The following is a 16,801-nucleotide window of genomic DNA, read 5'->3' as shown; positions in this document are numbered from 1 at the left end:
AACTACGCAACAAATTATGACGAGTTGTGAGCAAGATGAATAAAAACCCCCGCAGTACAGGCGGAACCGGGCAGATCCGCATCATTGGCGGCCAGTGGCGCGGACGTAAATTGCCGGTGCCGGACAGTGCCGGACTGCGCCCCACCACCGACCGGGTGCGAGAGACGCTGTTTAACTGGCTGGCCCCGGTGCTGCCCGAGGCGCGCTGCCTCGACTGCTTTGCCGGAAGCGGCGCATTAGGCCTGGAAGCGCTGTCACGCTATGCTGGATCGGCGACCCTGCTGGAGCTGGAACGTCCGGTGGCGCAGCAGCTGACAAAAAATCTGCAGACCCTGCGCGCCAGCAACGGCACCGTCATCCAGACCAATACGCTAAACTGGCTGGCGCAGCCGGGCGAACCCTTCGATGTGGTGTTTATCGACCCGCCGTTTCGTCAGGGATTGCTGGCGCAGACGCTGCAGTTGCTGGAGCAGAATCACTGGCTGGCCGATCAGGCGCTGATTTATGTTGAGAGCGAAGTGGAAAATGGCGCACCGCCGGTGCCGCCAGCGTGGGATCTTTATCGCGAGAAAATAGCCGGACAGGTGGCTTATCGTTTGTATCAACGTCAACAGGAGACGCAGGATGTTACTTAATTTGGGGCGTCTGTTGATGCTTTGCGTGTGGGGATTTTTACTGGCTAACGTGGTACATCCCTACCCGAAACCGCTGACTTACTTTATCAACGTGGCGCTGTTCTTCATGATCATGATGCACGGTCTGCAGCTGGTATTGCTGCGCGCCACGCAGACTAAAGATGCGCCGCCTATCGATCGCGTCACCCAGATCAAAGTCTTTCTGTTCGGGGTTTTCGAGCTGGTCGCCTGGCAGAAGAAACATTTCCCGCGCAAAAAATAGTGCCGGGCGGGCGTCACGCCCGCCAGTTACTGCACGGGCGTGAAGCTGATAAAGCGCGTGCCCTGCATCTTCAGTTCGCCCCTCGCCCCTTTATCCAGCTGATGGTACTCCGCCTCTTTAATCTGCACCTTAATATCGCTGGCCCCGTTCAGCGGATGAAACAGGGCCTCATACCGCATCTCTTCGCCGGCGATCACTTCCCGCTGCCGTGAACGGCGATTGGGCGCCGGAAATTCCCGTTTGGTTCTGACTTCAGCCTGCAACGCCCGCACCGGTGACGCGTCATTGACCGCGCCTTCACGGCGTTGCTTGATGAACTGACGCGTGGCCAGCACGGCGATAACCGCCAGGACGATAATAAAAATCAGCGGGGGTTTACTCATGGTGAATCTGTGCCTGAAGAGAAGATGAAACAGGGGGCAAAGGATACAACCAGAGTTGCCTGATTGTCACATCTCTGAGGCGTAACCTAAACTGGAAGGGATATTTTGGGATCTTTCATCATTCTGAATAAAAAAGGGAGAAACAATGCTCTGGTCTTTCCTCGCTGTCCTTTTCTCCGGCTGGCTCTATGTCGATGCCACCTATCGCGGCCCGCAGTGGCAACGCTGGCTGTTTAAACCGGTCACCCTGCTGCTGCTGGTGGGTCTGGCCTGGCAGGCACCGGTGCTGCAGACCACGGACTACCTGATTCTGGCGGGGCTGATCGCAACCCTGATCGGTGATGCGTTGACGCTGCTGCCGCGTCAGCAGATGCTCTACGCCGTAGGGGCCTTTTTCCTGTCGCATCTGCTCTATACGCTCTGCTTCGCCGCCAGCATGACTATGACCTTCTTCTGGCCGATCCCGCTGACGCTGCTGATCATCGGTGTCGCCCTGATAGGCGTGCTGTGGAGCCGACTGGAAGATCTGCGCTGGCCCGTCTGCACCTTCATCGGCATGACCCTGGTCATGACCTGGATCGCCACCGAGCAGTACTTCTTCCGTCCGACGGATTACAGCTTCTCCATCATGGTGGGTTCAGCGCTGCTGCTGCTGGCAAACATCATCTGGTTTGTCTCTCACTACCGTCGTCGCTTCACCGCCGACAGCGCCATCGTCGCCGCCTGCTATTTTGCCGGTCACTTTATGATCGTGCGCTCCTTGTGGGTGGTGTGATAAAAGCGGCTTGACTCTGGAGTCCACTCCAGAGTGTAGGATAAGGGATGAGCTGCATGGCTCATCCCGCTCTTCTTACGCTCCGGAGGTCATATGCACCAACATCACGCCTGTGGCTGCGGCAAATCCCGTGCCAGTCACGCTGCAGCAAAACCGCTGTGCCAGGTTCGCCAGACCCGCCCCCTCTCCCTTTCTGTTCATGCTGCGACACCCGTAACGGCTGATACGGCAGGCTGCTGCTGTGAAAGCAACAGCAGCCCCGGCACGGAGGCCGACGTCGCAGAGGAAAGCGACCGGCGAGACGCCGGTTACCCCTTCAGCTGGCAGGTCAGCGGGATGGATTGCCCCGGCTGCGCCCGCACCATTGAGACGGCCGTGCGCCAGATAAGCGGCGTCACCGACGCCCGCGTCCTGTTCAGCAGTGAGAAGCTCGTCGTCAGCGCCAGCCAGGATGTCCGGAACGCTGTCGAACAGGCGGTCAGAAAAGCCGGATTTGAGCTGACGGCCTCATCAGCCTCCTCAGTCACTCCCGCCGCCCGTCCGGGCTGGCAGCAAAACCGGATGCTGCTTTTACTGGCGCTGCTGGTGCTGCTCAGCAGCGTTCTCGGCCAGTTCGCACCCGCCTGGGGCGATCGGCTGTTTGTGCTGACCACGCTCATCGGGCTGGCCCCGGTAGCCCGCGGCGCCTGGCAGCGCCTGCGCAGCGGTTCGCCGTTTACCATCGAAACATTAATGACGCTGGCGTCGGCGGGCGCGCTGATCATTGGCGCCCACGCCGAAGCGGCGATGGTGCTGCTGCTGTTTCAGCTGGGTGAACAGCTGGAAGGCTATGCCGCCGCCAGAGCGCGCAGTGGGGTGACCCGCCTGATGGCGTTACGGCCTGAATCTGCGATCCGCCTGCAACAGGGTCAGCGCACGGAAGTTCCCCTCGCGGCGCTGCGCCCCGGCGATCGGATTGAAGTGGCGGCGGGCAGCCGACTGCCGGTCGACGGCCGGTTAATCAGCCCGCTCGCCAGCTTCGATGAGAGCGCGCTGACCGGTGAGTCACTGCCGGTCACGCGAGCCAGCGGCGAAACGATTCCTGCCGGTGCCACCAGCGTGGATCGCCAGGTGGAGCTGGAAGTGGTGTCGGAACCGGGTGAAAGCGCTATTGACCGTATCCTGCAGCTGATTGAAGAGGCGGAGACACACCGTGCCCCGGTCGAGCGCTTTATCGACCAGTTCAGCCGTCTCTACACGCCGCTGGTGATGCTGCTGTCGCTGCTGGTGATGGTGGTGCCGCCCCTGCTCGGCGCAGGCGACTGGCAGCCGTGGATCTACAAAGGCCTGACCCTGCTGCTGATCGGCTGTCCCTGTGCGCTGGTGATCTCCACCCCTGCGGCCATTACCTCCGGGCTGGCGGCAGCAGCACGGCAGGGTGCGCTGATCAAAGGCGGCGCGGCGCTGGAGCGGCTGAGTTCGCTGCGCAGAGTCGCGTTTGATAAAACCGGCACCCTGACGCCGGGCAAGCCGCAGCTGACGCAGATCCTGCGGTTTGGCGCGGCCAGTGAAGCGGAGATGCTGGCGCTGAGCGCCGCAGCCGAACAGGGAGCGACCCATCCGCTGGCCAGCGCCATTGTGGCGGCCGCCCAGGCGCGTCATCTGCCGATGCCGGATGCACGGGATCAGCAGGTTCTGGCCGGACGCGGCATCCGGGCCCGGGTAGCAGAGCAGCAGATTGAACTGCTGACGCCCGCTCATGCGCCAGGGCTGACCGCACAGCAGCGCAGGCAGATTTCACAGCAGGAGGAGGAAGGTAACACCATGGTGGTGCTGATGCGCGACGGTGAGGCGCTGGGTGCGCTGGCATTGCGCGATCGGCTGCGCAGCGATGCAGTGGCGGCCATTCAGGGGCTGAACCGGCTCGGCATTGAGAGCCTGATGCTGACCGGCGATAACCCGCGCGCCGCCGCGACGCTCGCCCGCGAGCTGGGGATCGATTATCGCGCCAGCCTGCTGCCCGCCGATAAAGTGGCCGCTATCCGTGAGCTGAGTCAGCAGCAGCCGCTGGCGATGGTCGGGGATGGCATCAATGATGCACCGGCAATGAAAGCAGCAACGCTGGGCATTGCCATGGGCAGCGGCACCGATGTGGCACTGGAGGCGGCCGATGCGGCGCTGACGCGGAATCAGCTCACGCAGCTGGCCCCGATGATTGCGCTGGCGCGCCGGACACGCCGCATTATCCGTCAGAATATCGGCATTGCGCTGGGCCTGAAGGCGATTTTTCTGGTCACGACCCTGCTGGGCCTGACCGGACTCTGGCTGGCGGTGCTGGCGGATTCCGGTGCGACCGCGCTGGTGACGGCCAACGCGCTGCGCCTGCTGCGCCACCGTGACTGAGCGCGCGGCGCCGGCCAGGGGCCGGGGATAACAGCGGCCGGTGCGGCTGGGGTTATCCCGCCATCCCTTTGCGGATCAGAAACTGATAGGGCAGCGTCTCCGTCTGCTGCGCCAGCAGACCATGTTCCATAAAGCGGCAAAAGCCGGGAATATCGCGGGTTGTGGCGGGATCGTCGGCGATGATCAGCAAGGTCTCACCCTCCTGCAGGCCACGTACGGTTTTGCGCACCATCATCACCGGCTCCGGGCAACGCAGGCCGCGGGCATCCAGCTGATGGTCGGCAGAGGAAAAAAGATCGCTCATATTCAACTCGCTTCAGGTCAGGGGCGCTCATTCTAGCGCGTGCTGACCGTGACGCAAGGCGATAACGATTGCGCTAAAATTAACCATTGCATAAAAAGCACAACGCGGTAATATGCCGCCGCTTTTTGCTCATAAAACTGCCTGGCACCGCCCGAACGGTGTCCCGCAATGGGTTCCCTCACCCCAACATTAAAAAGGTTGACTATGCTCGCATTTTCTTCGCGTCAGCGCATGTATGCGCTTTTCTGGTTGTCGCTGTTTCACCTGCTGGTGATCACATCGAGCAACTACCTGGTTCAGCTGCCTGTTTCTGTCTTTGGCTTCCACACCACGTGGGGCGCGTTCAGCTTCCCGTTTATCTTCCTGGCGACCGATCTCACCGTGCGTATTTTTGGCGCACCGCTGGCCCGTCGTATTATCCTGGCGGTGATGATCCCGGCGCTGTTTATCTCGTACGGCGTTTCGTCGCTGTTTTATCAGGGAGAGTGGCAGGGCTGGCAGGCACTGAAAGAGATGAACCTGTTCGTGGCCCGCATCGCCTGCGCCAGCTTTATGGCCTACGCGCTGGGGCAGATCCTCGACGTTCACGTCTTCAACCGGCTGCGCCGCCTGCCGCAGTGGTGGGTCGCACCGGGCAGTGCCATGTTCCTGGGGAATATCAGCGATACGCTGGCCTTCTTCTTTATCGCCTTCTATAAAAGTCCCGATGCGTTTATGGCGCAGCACTGGGTGGAGATTGCGCTGGTGGATTACAGCTTCAAGGTGCTGATCTGCATGGTCTTCTTCCTGCCCGCTTACGGTGTGCTGCTTAACGCCGCGCTGAAACGTCTGGCTGAACGCCAGAGTGCCCGCCAGGTAAATTTCGGCTAATCCGCCATACATTTTTCCGCCATTACCCGCTAAGATCTTCTGACAATCATCAGGTTGCGTTTGCAGCCTGATTCCTGTTGTACTGATGCCTGACCGGAAATTTAAAAAGGGATTCTGATGCGTAACCTGGTGAAATATGTAGGAATGGGCTTACTGGTTCTGGGCTTAGCAGCCTGCGATCAGAAGAAAGATGACGCGGCGAATGACAACGGCGTCAGCGCCAGTCAGTCGGCGCAAACCGTGACGCTGATGGATGGCAAACTGAGCTTCTCACTGCCGCCAGGCATGTCAGACAAAAGCGGCAAACTGGGTTCGCAGACGACCAATATGCATGTCTATGCGGATGAAACCGGTGCCCGCGCCATCATCGTGATTGCCGGTGAGCCGACCAGCGAAGCGCTGGATGTGCTGTCGCAGCGTATGGAGCAGCAGCAGCGTAACCGCGACCCGCAGCTGCAGGTGGTGTCGAACAAAGCGGTAACGCTGAAAGATCAGCCTGCTCAGCAGCTGGATACGGTGATCTCTGCCAACAACCAGACCTCCTGGTCTTCGGTGGTGCTGGCGAAGGTCGACGGCAAGCTGGTGACGCTGCAGATTACGCTGCCAGGCGATAATCAGCAGCAGGCGCAGAGCGATGCTGACAACATCGTGAAGAGCATCTCGCTGAAATAAGCCGATCGCTGGCCTCTCTGCATTGCAGGGAGGCCAGCATTCTCAGAGCTGTTTATAACCCCGCATTCTCACGAATATATTTTCGCGCTTTGACCGCATATTCAAACGGATTGGCCAGTGCCGGGTCCTGCTCCGCTTCCACGACCATCCAGCCCTGATAGCCATACTCATCCAGAATTTTAAACACCGGCTTAAAGTCGATTACGCCATCGCCCGGAACGGTGAAGGTGCCCTTTTTCACCCCCTCCAGGAAGGAGAGATGATTCTCGCGAACCGCCGCGACCACCTTATCACGTACATCCTTGAGATGAACATGGAAGATGCGCGGCAGATAGTTCTCCAGCACCGCCAGCATCTGCTGCTGTGACCCCTCGGAGTAGTAGATGTGGCCGGTATCATAGAGCAATCCGACCCGATCGTCAGTCATGGCCATAAAGCGGTCAATCTCTTCGGTGGTCTGAATGCCGGTGCCCATATGGTGATGCAGCGTGACGCGCATCCCCTTCTCTGCTGCGAGGCGTGCCAGTTCGTTGTAGCCGTCGGCCGTTAACTGCCACTCCTCATCACTGAAAATGGGTTTCTGCTCAAACACCGCCAGCGGGGTGCCCTGAATACTTTTACTCTGCTCAGAACAGCCAATCACCCGCGCCCCCATTGCATGGAGAAAGTTCATGTGATTGATGAACTCATCGATGGTTTTTGCTTTATCGCCGTTGGCGAAGAAGGTACTGAACCAGGCGTTGCAGATTTCAATGCCGCGGATATCGAGCATCGGCTTCAGGATCGCCGGATCGCGCGGGTATTTGCTGCCCACTTCGCTGCCGGTAAAGCCCGCCAGCGCCATCTCACTGACGGTCTGCTGAAAGGTGTTTTCATGGCCGAGATCCGGCATGTCATCGTTGGTCCAGCCAATCGGCGCGATCGCCAGTTTTACATTTTCTTTGTTCATCATCTTATTCCCGGACGGAGCGCGGCGAGGCCGCATACAGGGCTGAATCAGCGATAAAAATCAGGACGTGGCGGCATCTCTACCGGCTCAATCGCCCCGCTGTTCTGCGCTTTGATGCAGGCATCGGCGGCTACCGAGGCGGCAAAACCATCCCAGGCCGAAGGACCGGTCAGCTGGCCCACTCTGATATCATTAATAAAGGCCTGCAGCTCCACGTCATACGCCTCGATAAAACGATCTTTCCAGTCGACCAGGATCGTGTTCGACAGGCGCGCCTCTTTGCGCAGCTGCACGGAGGAGGGTTCGGGCAGACGCGCAATGCCCTCCTCCCCCACCACTTCACACTGGATGTCGTAGCCGTAGGCGCAGTTCACAAAAATCTCGACGTCGATGCGCACCCCTTTCCGGGTTTCGAACAGAACAATCTGTGGATCTTTCAGCTGCCCATGCGTCTTCGATGTGACGCGCGGGAAGACCACCTGCACCGTTTTGTAGTCATCATTTGTCAGCCAGCGCAGCACATCCAGCTCATGGATCAGGGTGTTGGTGATCGCCATCGGCGTGGTGTAGTTCTCCGGCACCGTTGGGTTGCGGTGCGCGCAGTGCAGCATCAGCGGCTCACCAATATCGCCATCGGTGATCACTTTTTTCAGCGCGCGGTAGCCTGCATCGTAAGGCCGCATAAAGCCGACCTGCACCAGCCGTTTTCCCGCCTTCATCTCCGCTTCCACCACCCGGCGGCAGCCTTCGGCACTCATCGCCAGCGGCTTCTCGCAGAACACCGGCTTTCCGGCGGCAATCGCCGCCAGGGTGAACTCTTCATGGGTGGGGTCCCATGAGGTGACCAGCACCGCCTCGACATCCGGTGACTGAATCACGTCGTGACCGTTCTGGAAAACCTCCGCTTCAATGTTCAGGCGCTGCAGGGCGGCACGCGCACCCTCGACATTAATGTCAGAGACCGCCACCACCTGTGCCCCCTGCAGCACATGGCTGCAGCGACGAATATGTTCCTGACCGATTGCACCTGTACCGATGACGCCAAGTTTCAAAGTCATAATTACACCTGTGTAGGGTTCGTACGGAGAAGAGGAAAACGGGCCGCGATACGGCCCTGAAATTAATATTTTCGCGCCTGGCCGAGATGCGTGTTGAGCTTGTCCGCTACCGCCTGGGCGCGTTCGGTCTGCGAAGCCTGCGCTACCCCGACATGCCACCAGCTGAAATATTTGTGGATCATGGTTTTTGGCAGCACTTTGATGTCGATAAGGGTAGAAATCGTCTGGGTGCGGGCATCTTCCAGCGCCGCCCTGAGCTCTTCAAGCGTGGTAACCCGGTAGGTTTTACAGCCATAGCCTGCGGCAATCGCAGCGAAATCGACCGGGATAAAGCCGCCATCGAGCCTGCCCCCTTCCGGGTTGCGGAAGCGGAACTCGGTGGTGAAGCTGTCCATGCCATGTTCCATCTGCAGGTTATTGATGCAGCCGTTGGTCATGTTATCCAGCAGTACCACGTTGATCTTCGCCCCCTCCTGAATGGAGGTAACCAGTTCGGAGTGCAGCATCATGAAGGAGCCATCCCCGACCAGCGCATAGACCTCACGCTGCGGCTGAGCGAGCTTCACGCCCAGCGCGGCATTGACCTCATAGCCCATGCAGGAGTAGCCATATTCGACGTGGTAGGCGTTGTAATCTTTGGTGCGCCAGACGCGCTGCAGGTCACCCGGCAGGCTGCCCGCCGCCGCCACCACCACCGCCTCTTTGGGCAGCTGTTCATTCAGGGTGCCAAGCACGCTGCTCTGCGTCAGCCAGGAGTGGGTCAGCTGGTTAAACTCAGCAAACACCGCGTCGCGGTCGAGATGATCCGCAATCTCCGGCACAAAGTCGCCATCATGCCATGCCACCTGATAGACGCGCTGCGTCTCTTTCAGCAGCTGGCTCTGCGCCTCTTCAATCTGGCTGCCCCAGTCGTTACTGTAGTGCTGTGATGCCAGCCCGGCGGTGAGCGCCGTCAGCCCCTCACGGGCATCGGCCAGCAGCTGCACGCCATCCAGCTTGTAGCTGTCGAAGTTGCTGACGTTGATGTTCAGGAAGCTGACATCAGGATGGCGGAAAATCCATTTGGAGGCGGTGGTGAAGTCGGTATAGCGAGTGCCGATGCCGATCACCAGATCGGCCTCTTTCGCCAGCAGGTTAGCGGCCAGCGAGCCGGTTTCACCGACGCCGCCGACATTCAGCGGATGGTCAGAAACCAGCGTGCCCTTGCCCGCCTGGGTTTCCGCAAAGGGGATCTGATAGCGCTCGGCAAACTGGCGCAGCGCCTCACCCGCCTCAGAATATTTCACCCCGCCGCCGCAGATAATGAGCGGTTTTCGCTTGCGGGAAATCAGGGTCAGCGCATCCGCCAGCTGCGCGGCGACGGGCAGGCGGCGATCGAGCCGGTGCACCCGTTTCTGGAAGAAGTAGTCGGGGTAATCCCAGGCTTCGCCCTGCACATCCTGCGGCAGCGACAGGGTAACCGCACCGGTTTCAGCGGGATCGGTCAGCACCCGCATGGCGTTAATACAGGCGGACATCAGCTGCTCCGGACGGCTGACGCGGTCCCAGTATTTGCTGACCGCGCGGAACGCATCGTTGGTGCTGATGCTGAGGTCGTAGCTCTGTTCAATCTGTTGCAGCACCGGATCGGGCTGGCGCGTGGCGAAGACGTCGCCGGGCAGCAGCAGCAGAGGAATGCGGTTGGCCGTCGCGGTGCCCGCAGCGGTGATCATGTTGGCTGCACCCGGTCCCACTGACGAACTACAGGCGATAATCTGCCGGCGCAGCGACTGACGGGCAAAGCCCGTAGCGGCATGGGCCATCCCCTGCTCATTACGCCCCTGCCAGACCACCAGATCGCCGCTATCCTGTTCCAGCGCCTGGCCCAGCCCCAGCACGTTGCCATGACCGAAGATGGCGAAAATGCCTTTGACGAATTTCGTCTCAGTGCCATCAACATCGATGAACTGGTTATCCAGAAATTTAACCAGCGCCTGTGCCGTGGTCAGTCTGATTGTGCCCATATGCTTTTCCTTTACATGCTGGCGGACCCCGACTCCCGTAACACCGCGCCAGGCGCTGTCATCGGCGGAAAAGGCGACCGGAATAACTGAAACGTGAGGCGATTATAAACAAATATATTTTTCATAAAACACGCTTACAGAAGAAACATTTCATTTTGCGAGTGAGATCAAATTTAGCCGCTGCGACAGCCCCGGCGGGCTGTCGCGAGGGTGAAAAGCGGAACGTTTAGCCATGAGCCGGGTACGATAAAAAAATTCATTCCGTTTCCACCGCCTGGCTGAACGGCAAGCCAGCAGGTGCGTTCGCCTTCATACCCCTGCTGCAGCGGGCATCATCCTCTCAGCAAGCAGGCGGAGAGAGGAGATTCAGGATTTTTACCTGGTTCACAAATTTGCGATGGATATTTCATTTCACATTGAATGTGGAATTTTTATTCCTCATACTGCCCTCATCGCCAGTCAGGCTCTTACAGACCCGAACGCAGCGCGCATCTGACGTCGCGCGTTTTGCCCGCCGGCTCTGCCAGTCACAGAAGGAAACCACAGGTATGAATGCACAACAGAAGCCGCTTGATGTGATTTGTATCGGGCGTATTGCCGTTGATTTTTATGGTCAGCAGATTGGAGCACGGCTGGAAGATGTCACCTCCTTTGCGAAGTATCTGGGCGGATCGTCAGGCAACGTCGCCTATGGCACCGCGATTCAGGGGCTGAAATCGGCCATGCTGGCGCGGGTCGGGGATGAGCACAATGGTCGCTTTCTGCGTGAAGAACTGCAGCGCGTCGGCTGTAACACGGATGCGCTGATTACCGATCCGCGGCGCCTGACCGCGCTGGTGATCCTCGGCATCAAAGATGAAGAGACTTTTCCGCTGATTTTCTACCGCGATAACTGCGCGGATATGGGCCTGGTGCCGGATGACGTGGATGAGGCTTTCATTACCTCAGCCCGCGCCGTGGCGGTGACCGGAACCCACCTCTCCCATCCGCAGACCCGTGAAGCGGTGCTGAAAGCGCTGCAGATTGCCCGCCAGAACGGCCTTCGCACCGCGCTGGATATCGATTACCGCCCGGTATTATGGGGGCTGACCTCGCCGGGTGACGGTGAAACGCGTTTCATTGAATCCTCCCAGGTGACGCAGCAGTTGCAGGAAGTGGTGCACTATTTCGATCTGATCGTGGGCACCGAAGAGGAGTTTCACATCGCCGGTGGCAGCACGAACACCCTGACCGCGCTGAAAAATGTGCGTCAGGCGAGTCAGGCGACGCTGGTCTGCAAACGCGGTCCGCTGGGTTGCGTGGTGTTTGAGGGAGCGATCCCGGATAGCTGGGAAGAGACCCGCCTGCACACCGGCGTGCGCGTCGACGTACTCAACGTGCTGGGTGCAGGTGACGCCTTTATGTCGGGACTGCTGCGCGGCTGGCTGAATGATGAAGGCTGGGAGCAGGCGTGCCGTTACGCCAATGCCTGTGGGGCGCTGGTGGTCTCACGCCACGGTTGTGCACCCGCCATGCCGACCAAAGCCGAACTGGATGATTTCCTGAGCCGCGACGATGCGGTGAAGCGCCCCGATCTCGACAGCCGTCTGAATCATCTGCACCGGGTCACCACCCGCAAACAGCAGTGGCCGGAGCTGAATGTTTTTGCCTTTGACCACCGCAAGCAGCTGGCAGAGATGGCACAGGAGGCGGGCGTGGATGCCAGCCGGATCCCGCCGCTGAAGCTGCTGCTGCTGAAAGCCGCTCAGCAGGCTGCCGAAGAGGCGGGGTTAGAGAATAAAAGCGGGATTCTGGCGGATACCACCTACGGGCAGAAAGCGCTAAATGCGATTACCGGTAAGCAGTGGTGGATTGGCCGTCCGATTGAGCAGCCCGGCTCACGTCCGCTGCGTCTGGAGCATGGCAATATCGGTTCGCAGCTGATCGACTGGCCCGCCGAGCATGTGGTGAAGTGTCTGGTGTTTTACCATCCTCACGACAGCGCAGAACTGCGCAAAGAGCAGGATGATCTGATACTCGACGTCTGGCAGGGCTGTAACAAAAGCGGCCATGAGCTGCTGCTGGAAGTGATCCTGCCTGAGAGCAATCCGGACAGGAATGAAGCGCATTACGTGGACATTCTGCGCCATTTTTACTCTCTGGGCATCCAGCCTGACTGGTGGAAACTGCCGCCGCTGTCCGCAGCGTGCTGGGAGGCGATCGGGACGCTGATTGAGCAGCAGGACCCGTACTGTCGCGGCATTCTGCTACTGGGTCTGGATGCGCCCGAAGAGACGCTGAAAGCGGGTTTTGCCGCAGCGGCCAGCGCGCCCTGGGTAAAAGGCTTTGCGGTGGGCCGGACTATTTTTGGTCAGCCTTCACGCGAGTGGCTGCAGGGGGAACTGGACGATCAGGCGCTGATTGCGCGCGTCAAAGGAAACTATCTGCGGCTGATTGAATACTGGCGCGCGGCGCGCGCCTGATGCTGTTCTGCTAAAAGCCGCTTTGAGAAAGTGCAGACGCCGGGAACACGGTCAGATCGGAAAGACGCGACACCCGCCATCCATGGCATGCTCGGCCCGCGTCATCCCTGACGCGGGACGCTTTCCTCTTCTGACCGTGTTCCCTGCTCATCTGGCTGATGCGTTGTTGCCAGATAGATCCTGACCGCATTTCTCAACCGCCACAGATATTTAACGCCGGTTTTTACCCGCTTATCGCCTGTGAAGAGGCGCGTACCGGGCTCTCAAGCCAATCTGTGAACCATTTCATAAAGCCATGAAATAAACCGCGCGATTGACGCAAACAAATGAAATTTTCCATCCATCTGATACTATAGCGCTCATTATACAGCCATTATTCTAATTATTCGGGCAGAAGTGATGAACAATAATCCCACCCAACTTTCTCTGTTGCAGGACGATATTCGTCGCCGCTACGAAACGCTGAGCAAACGTCTTAAACAGGTTGCGCGCTACATTCTTGATAACAGTAACAGTATTGCGTTTGATACCGTCGCCTCGATTGCCCAGCAGGCCGATGTGCCCCCCTCTACCCTGATTCGCTTTGCTAATGCTTTTGGCTTCAGCGGTTTCAACGAAATGAAACAGGTTTTTCGTCAGCACCTGATGGAAGAGACGGTCAACTACACCGAGCGTGCGCGTCTGTTCCGTCAGACATCCACCGATGACAACGCCAGCGCCCCTGAGAGTCCGTCAGAGATCCTCAACGTTTTTACGATGGTAAACAGCCAGGCGCTGCAGCAGCTGGCGATGCAGGTGAATCCTGAACAGCTGAACAAGGCGGTAAAACTGCTGAGCGAGGCAGAGAACATCTATGTGATTGGCCTGCGCCGCTCCTTCAGCGTCGCCTCCTATCTGGTCTACGCGCTGCGTCATCTGGAGCGGCGCGCGTTTTTGATTGATGGCCTGGGCGGGATGTTTACCGAGCAGCTCAGCCTCGTTAACCCTAAAGATGTGGTGATTGCCATCAGCTATTCACCCTATGCGCGTGAAGCGGTCGAAGTGGTGGAGATGGGCGCCCGACGCGGCGCACATCAGATTGCGATTACCGACAGCCAGGTCAGTCCGCTGGCCGCCTTCAGCGACGTCTGCTTTGTGGTGCGTGAAGCCCAGGTGGATGGCTTCCGTTCGCAGGTTGCCTCTCTCTGCCTGGCGCAGACGCTGGCGGTGTCGCTGGCGCTCAACAACGCCGGCACCAGCTGATTTCAGGGCGCAAAAAAGGGCAGCGTGACCCGCTGCCCTTATAGCTGAGAGACTGCTTTTCTGACGCCGCCGTAGGCTAGGTGTTACGCGGATAATTCTCGCTGTTCACCCAGGCGTGATCTTTCTCCCAGGTAAACTTCCACAGCCGCACAGGCCCCGCCATCACGTTCAGATAGTAGTTGTTGTATCCCGCCAGCGTCGCAACCGGGTGATAGCCGCGCGGCACCATCACCACATCGCGATTGTAAGGTGCCATACAGGCATCCAGTGAGCGATCGTCGGTATAAACGCGCTGCATGGCGAAGCCGGGTTCCGGATCGAAACGGTGATAGTAGGTCTCTTCCAGAAGGGTTTCGTTTTCACTCTCTTCATCATGCTTGTGGCTGGGGTAAGAGCTGGTGTCGCCCTCATTGGTATAAACCTCGACCACCAGCAGGCTGTCAGCCGGTTTGTCATCGGGCAGAATATTGTGCACCAGACGCTGATTGCGCCCTTTGCCGCGATGCTCAACGCCCACGTCTGCGGGCGTAATCAGTCGTGCGGGCAGATGCCCGTGACCGGGCGCGCTGCAGACCGCCAGCTCCAGATCGCTGTCCGCGTAAACCACTACCTCATCATCGTGCGGCACATAAACGGAGTAAGGCGGCACGCGCTCAAAGGGCGACATACGCTGACCAATCCCGGGAAACGCCGCGTGACGGGTTTTCACCGAGGCGAGTCCGGCCACCAGCACCAGACAGAGCTCTTTATCCCCGGTGGTAAGGTGCAGGGTTTCCCCTTTTTTCAGCAGATAAGCATCAAACCCGACATAGCGCCAGCCGGCGCGTTCAGGCGTCACATGCTGAATACGACCCTGCGCATCAGGGGCCTGGGCTTTCGACAGTAAAGACATCCTGATCCTCCTCTCTGTCACGGTTGTCGCTGCAGTTGCCGCGCGGGCGTGACGTGCAGCCCGCCTGCGAACAGAAAGACCGGCAGAGTGATCTGCCGGTCGCGCATCCTGCCAGCGTGGAAATAAATCAGCCTAAGGTCGGCATACTGAATTCAGACACGGTCTGCTGACCGGATGGCCAGCGCACGGTGGCGGTTTTCATGCGGGTGTAGAAGCGCACGCCATCCGGCCCGTGCACGTTGAGCGCGCCAAACACCGAGCGCTTCCAGCCGCCAAAGCTGTGGAATGCCATCGGCACCGGAACCGGCACGTTGACGCCCACCATGCCCGCTTCAACGTTCTGCACAAAGTCTCGCGCGGTGTGACCGTTGCTGGTAAAAATGGCGCTGCCGTTGCCAAACTCATGGCTGTTAACCAGCTGCAGCGCACTGTCGTAATCCGCTGCGCGCATGATGCTCAGCACCGGACCAAAAATCTCTTCACGCCAGATCACCATGTCAGAGGTGACGTTATCAAACAGCGTGCCGCCGACGTAGTATCCTTCAGCATGCCCTTCGACCTGGACATGACGCCCATCGACCACCAGCTTCGCGCCTTCCTGTTCGCCTTTGTCGATGTAGCCCAGCACCTTTTTCTGGTGCGCCGCTGAAACCACCGGCCCCATCTCATTCTCCAGAGCCCCCTGATTCATACCGGGGCCGATGCGCAGTGCCTGCACCAGCGGGGTCAGGCGGGCAATCAGCTTGTCGGCGGTATCATCGCCCACGGCGACCACGACCGGCAGCGCCATGCAGCGTTCACCGGCAGAACCAAAGGCACCGCCCATGATGGCGTTGACGGTGGCATCCAGATCGGCATCCGGCATCACGATGGCGTGGTTTTTCGCCGCGCCAAACGCCTGCACCCGTTTGCCATGCGCGCTGGCGGTTTTGTAGATGTGCTCAGCCACGCCGGAGGAACCGACAAAGCTGACGGCGGCGATACGCGGATCTTTGTAGAGCTGCTCCGCGTCTTCATTTGAGCTGTGCACCACGTTGAAAACCCCATCAGGCAGGCCCGCCTCGGTCAGCAGTTCAGCCATCCGCACAGACGCCGAGGGGTCCAGTGCCGGTGGCTTGAGGACAAAGGTGTTGCCGCAGGCCAGGGCGATCGGGAACATCCAGAGCGGCACCATCGCCGGGAAGTTAAACGGCGTAATGCCCGCCACGACGCCGACCGGCTGCATCAGCGAATAGCTGTCAACGCCGCCGCCGACGTTAGGGGAGTATTCGCCTTTCAGCAGGTGCGGGATGCCGCAGGCAAACTCGATCACTTCAATGCCACGCGTCAGTTCACCCAGCGCATCAGACCAGACTTTGCCATGCTCAGACACAATCAGCGCCGCCAGCTCGTCACGATGCTGCTCCATCAGGGCCTTAAAGTTGAACAGGACACGGGCACGGCGCAGGGGCGAGGTTTTTGACCATTCGGCAAAGGCCGCATGCGCGACGCCAATCGCCTGAGCCACTTCATCGGCGGTACTCTGCGTCAGTTCACGTACCACTTTGCCGGTTGCCGGGTCGTAAACAGGAATGGTTTCGTTGCTGGCGCTGAACGTAATTTTGCCGCCAATAAAGTTACCTGTGATTGTCATGATGTTGCCTCTTTAGATGGTTAAGTTCCCTGCAGACGAACCATGCGACCTGCCGCGCTGCCTGACCAGGCAAAGCTGAAAGCGTGCTATGAAGCTATTGCATTGGAATAAATTTTTCAAATAATTCTTTTTGGAAGATTTGCTTTTAGCGGCACAGATCGCATTTTCTCCGTCGGCTTGCGCCTGGTGCGCTCCTGACGTCCGGAGAGCGCCCGTTGCCGCAATCCTCAGCCCGGCAGGCGCGGTTTAGGCCGATCACGGCGCGGTTCTCTGCGGGAT

Annotated in this window: 15 protein-coding genes; 8 read left to right on the top strand and 7 right to left on the bottom strand. The window is 59.1% G+C overall.

Annotated features, from left to right (window positions below; genetic code table 11):
• Window positions 1-35 precede the first annotated feature (35 nt).
• Entirely contained in the window at window positions 36-635 is a 600-nt protein-coding gene (gene rsmD / locus FJW00_RS21680; protein ID WP_009087801.1) for a 16S rRNA (guanine(966)-N(2))-methyltransferase, read from the top strand.
• A complete protein-coding gene (locus tag FJW00_RS21675) occupies window positions 625-897 on the top strand; it encodes a DUF1145 family protein (RefSeq protein ID WP_009087803.1) in 273 nt (90 codons plus the stop codon). Before rsmD ends, FJW00_RS21675 begins: the two co-directional genes overlap by 11 nt.
• 26 nt (window positions 898-923) lie before the next feature.
• Here the strand turns inward: FJW00_RS21675 and FJW00_RS21670 are convergent, their stop codons facing one another.
• On the bottom strand, window positions 924-1,280 hold the full coding sequence (locus FJW00_RS21670; RefSeq protein WP_009087805.1) for a DUF2500 domain-containing protein: 357 nt from the start codon (window positions 1,278-1,280) through the stop codon (window positions 924-926).
• 145 nt (window positions 1,281-1,425) lie between these two features.
• Between FJW00_RS21670 and FJW00_RS21665 the strand changes: the two genes are divergently transcribed.
• Together FJW00_RS21665 and FJW00_RS21660 are read left to right on the top strand one after the other, a co-directional pair.
• A complete protein-coding gene (locus tag FJW00_RS21665; RefSeq protein WP_009087807.1) occupies window positions 1,426-2,055 on the top strand; it encodes a lysoplasmalogenase in 630 nt (209 codons plus the stop codon).
• A 93-nt stretch (window positions 2,056-2,148) separates the two neighbouring features.
• Window positions 2,149-4,437 (top strand): zinc/cadmium/mercury/lead-transporting ATPase, encoded by a 2,289-nt coding sequence (locus tag FJW00_RS21660; RefSeq protein WP_140925631.1) that lies wholly within the window; start codon window positions 2,149-2,151, stop codon window positions 4,435-4,437.
• Between the two features lie 52 nt (window positions 4,438-4,489).
• Here FJW00_RS21660 and tusA read toward each other — a convergent pair whose 3' ends face one another.
• On the bottom strand, window positions 4,490-4,741 hold the full coding sequence (tusA, locus tag FJW00_RS21655) for a sulfurtransferase TusA (RefSeq protein WP_009087811.1): 252 nt from the start codon (window positions 4,739-4,741) through the stop codon (window positions 4,490-4,492).
• 204 nt (window positions 4,742-4,945) lie between these two features.
• On the opposite strand from tusA, the gene FJW00_RS21650 reads away from it, so the two are divergent.
• Both FJW00_RS21650 and FJW00_RS21645 read left to right on the top strand, forming a co-directional pair.
• Window positions 4,946-5,611: a 7-cyano-7-deazaguanine/7-aminomethyl-7-deazaguanine transporter gene (locus FJW00_RS21650; protein ID WP_140925630.1), complete on the top strand. Its 666-nt coding sequence runs from the start codon at window positions 4,946-4,948 to the stop codon at window positions 5,609-5,611.
• 117 nt (window positions 5,612-5,728) lie between these two features.
• Window positions 5,729-6,283, top strand: coding sequence for a DcrB family lipoprotein (locus tag FJW00_RS21645; RefSeq protein WP_009087815.1), 555 nt, complete (start codon window positions 5,729-5,731; stop codon window positions 6,281-6,283).
• Window positions 6,284-6,335: 52 nt separating this feature from the next.
• Here FJW00_RS21645 and iolE read toward each other — a convergent pair whose 3' ends face one another.
• From iolE to iolD, 3 genes are all read right to left on the bottom strand, one after another.
• Window positions 6,336-7,232, bottom strand: coding sequence for a myo-inosose-2 dehydratase (gene iolE / locus FJW00_RS21640; RefSeq protein ID WP_140925629.1), 897 nt, complete (start codon window positions 7,230-7,232; stop codon window positions 6,336-6,338).
• Window positions 7,233-7,279: 47 nt separating this feature from the next.
• Window positions 7,280-8,290 (bottom strand): bifunctional inositol 2-dehydrogenase/D-chiro-inositol 1-dehydrogenase, encoded by a 1,011-nt coding sequence (gene iolG / locus FJW00_RS21635; RefSeq protein ID WP_140925628.1) that lies wholly within the window; start codon window positions 8,288-8,290, stop codon window positions 7,280-7,282.
• A 62-nt stretch (window positions 8,291-8,352) separates the two neighbouring features.
• Window positions 8,353-10,293: a 3D-(3,5/4)-trihydroxycyclohexane-1,2-dione acylhydrolase (decyclizing) gene (iolD, locus tag FJW00_RS21630; RefSeq protein WP_140925627.1), complete on the bottom strand. Its 1,941-nt coding sequence runs from the start codon at window positions 10,291-10,293 to the stop codon at window positions 8,353-8,355.
• A gap of 548 nt (window positions 10,294-10,841) precedes the next feature.
• Between iolD and FJW00_RS21625 the strand changes: the two genes are divergently transcribed.
• Together FJW00_RS21625 and FJW00_RS21620 are read left to right on the top strand one after the other, a co-directional pair.
• Complete coding sequence (locus FJW00_RS21625) at window positions 10,842-12,755, top strand: bifunctional 5-dehydro-2-deoxygluconokinase/5-dehydro-2-deoxyphosphogluconate aldolase (RefSeq protein ID WP_140925626.1); 1,914 nt, start codon at window positions 10,842-10,844, stop codon at window positions 12,753-12,755.
• A gap of 399 nt (window positions 12,756-13,154) precedes the next feature.
• Window positions 13,155-13,997 carry a MurR/RpiR family transcriptional regulator gene (locus FJW00_RS21620; RefSeq protein ID WP_009087824.1) on the top strand — a complete coding sequence of 281 codons (843 nt, stop codon included), beginning with the start codon at window positions 13,155-13,157 and terminating at the stop codon, window positions 13,995-13,997.
• A 76-nt stretch (window positions 13,998-14,073) separates the two neighbouring features.
• Here FJW00_RS21620 and iolB read toward each other — a convergent pair whose 3' ends face one another.
• Window positions 14,074-14,889, bottom strand: a complete 816-nt coding sequence (gene iolB / locus FJW00_RS21615) for a 5-deoxy-glucuronate isomerase (RefSeq protein ID WP_140925625.1) — start codon at window positions 14,887-14,889, stop codon at window positions 14,074-14,076.
• Window positions 14,890-15,016: 127 nt separating this feature from the next.
• Entirely contained in the window at window positions 15,017-16,522 is a 1,506-nt protein-coding gene (locus FJW00_RS21610) for a CoA-acylating methylmalonate-semialdehyde dehydrogenase (protein WP_009087827.1), read from the bottom strand.
• Window positions 16,523-16,801 lie beyond the last annotated feature (279 nt).

Source organism: Pantoea anthophila, from assembly GCF_006494375.1.
Lineage (GTDB): Bacteria > Pseudomonadota > Gammaproteobacteria > Enterobacterales > Enterobacteriaceae > Pantoea > Pantoea anthophila.
The sequence above is the reverse complement of the archived record's forward strand: the minus strand, read 5'-3'. Positions and strand labels throughout refer to the sequence as shown.

What these genes read in the sequence shown, in the direction of transcription:
- FJW00_RS21665 (WP_009087807.1), top strand. Translation starts at nt 1,426, where the DNA reads ATGCTCTGGTCTTTCCTCGCTGTCCTTTTCTCCGGCTGGCTCTATGTC.
- FJW00_RS21675 (WP_009087803.1), top strand. Translation starts at nt 625, where the DNA reads ATGTTACTTAATTTGGGGCGTCTGTTGATGCTTTGCGTGTGGGGATTT.
- iolG (WP_140925628.1), bottom strand. Translation starts at nt 8,290, where the DNA reads ATGACTTTGAAACTTGGCGTCATCGGTACAGGTGCAATCGGTCAGGAA.
- tusA (WP_009087811.1), bottom strand. Translation starts at nt 4,741, where the DNA reads ATGAGCGATCTTTTTTCCTCTGCCGACCATCAGCTGGATGCCCGCGGC.
- iolD (WP_140925627.1), bottom strand. Translation starts at nt 10,293, where the DNA reads ATGGGCACAATCAGACTGACCACGGCACAGGCGCTGGTTAAATTTCTG.
- FJW00_RS21610 (WP_009087827.1), bottom strand. Translation starts at nt 16,522, where the DNA reads ATGACAATCACAGGTAACTTTATTGGCGGCAAAATTACGTTCAGCGCC.
- FJW00_RS21645 (WP_009087815.1), top strand. Translation starts at nt 5,729, where the DNA reads ATGCGTAACCTGGTGAAATATGTAGGAATGGGCTTACTGGTTCTGGGC.
- iolE (WP_140925629.1), bottom strand. Translation starts at nt 7,232, where the DNA reads ATGAACAAAGAAAATGTAAAACTGGCGATCGCGCCGATTGGCTGGACC.
- FJW00_RS21620 (WP_009087824.1), top strand. Translation starts at nt 13,155, where the DNA reads ATGAACAATAATCCCACCCAACTTTCTCTGTTGCAGGACGATATTCGT.
- rsmD (WP_009087801.1), top strand. Translation starts at nt 36, where the DNA reads ATGAATAAAAACCCCCGCAGTACAGGCGGAACCGGGCAGATCCGCATC.
- FJW00_RS21670 (WP_009087805.1), bottom strand. Translation starts at nt 1,280, where the DNA reads ATGAGTAAACCCCCGCTGATTTTTATTATCGTCCTGGCGGTTATCGCC.
- iolB (WP_140925625.1), bottom strand. Translation starts at nt 14,889, where the DNA reads ATGTCTTTACTGTCGAAAGCCCAGGCCCCTGATGCGCAGGGTCGTATT.
- FJW00_RS21625 (WP_140925626.1), top strand. Translation starts at nt 10,842, where the DNA reads ATGAATGCACAACAGAAGCCGCTTGATGTGATTTGTATCGGGCGTATT.
- FJW00_RS21660 (WP_140925631.1), top strand. Translation starts at nt 2,149, where the DNA reads ATGCACCAACATCACGCCTGTGGCTGCGGCAAATCCCGTGCCAGTCAC.
- FJW00_RS21650 (WP_140925630.1), top strand. Translation starts at nt 4,946, where the DNA reads ATGCTCGCATTTTCTTCGCGTCAGCGCATGTATGCGCTTTTCTGGTTG.